The sequence below is a fragment of the Clostridia bacterium genome, assembly GCA_014360065.1.
GTDB lineage: Bacteria > Bacillota > DSM-521 > Neomoorellales > JACIYF01 > JACIYF01.
The window spans coordinates 1-2,233 of the sequence record JACIYF010000219.1 but is presented as its reverse complement, the minus strand read 5'-3'; the positions used below and the strand labels follow the sequence as shown (position 1 = coordinate 2,233).

Annotated in this window: 3 protein-coding genes; all 3 read left to right on the top strand. The window is 58.0% G+C overall.

The features are described 5' to 3' along the window. Positions 1–116, top strand: a 116-nt coding sequence (locus tag H5U02_15215) for an oxidoreductase (protein MBC7343770.1), incomplete at its 5' end; no start/stop codon positions are given. 445 nt (positions 117–561) lie between these two features. Continuing rightward, a complete protein-coding gene (locus tag H5U02_15210; GenBank protein MBC7343769.1) occupies positions 562–1,020 on the top strand; it encodes an NAD(P)H-dependent oxidoreductase subunit E in 459 nt (152 codons plus the stop codon). After that, positions 1,017–2,233, top strand: a 1,217-nt coding sequence (locus tag H5U02_15205) for an NADH-quinone oxidoreductase subunit F (GenBank protein MBC7343768.1), incomplete at its 3' end; no start/stop codon positions are given. The genes H5U02_15210 and H5U02_15205, both read left to right, overlap by 4 nt.

Sequence of the window (2,233 nt, the reverse complement as noted above, 5' to 3'; positions counted from 1 at the left end):
GCAAGAAGTCGGCCTGCGTCCAGCACTGCCAGGCCCAGGTAATGGAGTACGGGCCGGTGGAGGAATTGGCTGCGAAGATGGCTGCCAAGGGCAAGATGGTGCTGTTTGCTCCCTAGTATTGCCTTTCCGCTTCAGCCAGTGCGGCTGGGATAGAGGCCACGACAGGCCCGCCCTCAGAGCCGGGGGCGGGCCTGTCGTGTTATAGCGGACAAGGCCTAAGCAGCCTTTGATACCAGGAGGGGCGCGAGGAGCTGATTGTTAGGCCGAATGAGAGCGGTCGTTTTGGCACGGAGCCGACCGGGCGCCGCTGCTTTGGTCAATGCCCCCTCCTCGGGGACAGGCACGGTCATCCTGGTTGCTTCCCTTTCGGGGCCGGGCTTTACCCGGTAGTCTCAAGTCTTAGCTGGAGGCTTGTTGTCCTTATCATCCTGGACCTGGTCCATATTTGCGGCTATGTCCTGGGTATGCGCCGTGCCCCGACCGAGGAGGCCAAAAGGCGTCCGAGCTGACTTGAATGGGCGATACCGAAGGGGCTTTCTGTTCGCAAAGGTGGAAGCATACATGTCCACATATCTGGAGGAGCTGTGGGGGCAATTTCCCGAACCTGGAAGGCAGCTAATCAATATCCTGAATCAAATACAGGAGGAGCAAGGCTTTATCCCGCGATCCTTACTAACAGAACTGGCAGCTCGCGCGGGGGTGCCGGAATCCCAGCTCCACGGCCTGGTGAGTTTTTTTGACTCCTTTCGCACCAAGCCATCTGGTAAGCACCGATTATCCGTCTGTTATGGAACTGCATGCTACGCCCGAGGAGCGCCCTTGATCTACGACCGCCTGGCTGACGAGCTCAAGCTGGATGCCGACGGCACATCGCCGGATGGCTTTGTTACCGTGGAGCAGGTCTATTGCGTTGGTGCCTGCAGTCGCGCCCCGGTAGTGGTAGTGGACGGGCAGATAAAAGGTAGGATCAAGGCTAGCCAGGTGCCTTTCTTGCTTCAGGAGCTGAGGAATAAAACATGAACGCGTCACGGCTAAACGTGGCTGTTGACTGCAACCCCTCAGACCTGGCCCTGCCTCATCAGCTGCTGAGCTTGGCGGAGGAAGGAAGGGAAGCTATCTGTCCCCCTGTTTCTAGAGTCAACATCGGATTAGCTACTTGTGGTCGGGCCGCAGGGGCGCTGGCCATCAGCCAGAAGTTGGCTGCGCGGCAAGATTGGGAGGGCGTAGCCCGCGTGGCCAGCGTTGGTTGTCTTGGAGCTTGTTATGCCGAACCCCTGGTGGACGTACGCACGCCTGATGGGAAGCATTATTTCTATGGGCAGGTAGACAGCAATTCTCTGTGGCGCATTATCAGGGCCGCAGAAGGATCGCCCTCTTCCGTATACTTGCTGGCTGTGGCTAGAGAGCGTCAAACCGGAGTACTACGCGGTGTCCAAGATTTGGAGCTAATCAGGGTCGAAAATTCTGGCTTTGTGGAGTTCTTCCGACCCCAGGTGCGGCGCGTAAGTGGTCGCTGCGGCTTGGTAGACCCGGAAAGCTTAGCTGAGTATGTGGCCACGGGCGGTTACTTCGCTCTGGCGCGGGCCCTTTTTCAGCTTCAGCCCAAGGATATCATCGCCATGGTAGCTGCCGCGGGCTTGCGAGGACGAGGCGGGGCAGGCTTTCCTACCGGGAAAAAATGGGAACTCGTGTCTCAGAGTTCCGATCCAGTGCGCATCGTAGTGGCCAATGCCGACGAGGGTGACCCGGGCGCCTATATGGATCGGGCTCTACTGGAAAGTGACCCTCATGGTGTCCTGGAAGGCTTGATCTTAGCTAGTTATGCTGTAGGAGCTTCTCAGGCCTATGTTTTTGTGCGCCATGAGTATCCCCTAGCGGTGCGAGCCTTGCGCCAAGCCATTGCCAGTGCTCGCAAGGCTGGACTGTTGGGGCAGCACATTCTCGGGTCGGATTTTAGCCTGGAAGTTACCCTGGTGGAGAGCGCTGGTGCCTTTGTCTGTGGCGAGGAAACTTCCATGCTGCAGGTGATGGAAGGCAAACGCGGGGAGCCTTACCGCCGCCCTCCCTATCCTTCTACCCGCGGCTTATGGGGCCACCCTACAGTAATCAATAATGTGGAGACCCTGGCCAACATTCCTTGGATAGTGTTGAACGGAGCCGAGGCTTTCCGAGAGGTGGGTACTGAGAAAAGCCCGGGAACGAAAATCTTTTGCCTTGCTGGCGACGTCAAGCG

What these genes read in the sequence shown, in the direction of transcription:
- H5U02_15210 (MBC7343769.1), top strand. Translation starts at nt 562, where the DNA reads ATGTCCACATATCTGGAGGAGCTGTGGGGGCAATTTCCCGAACCTGGA.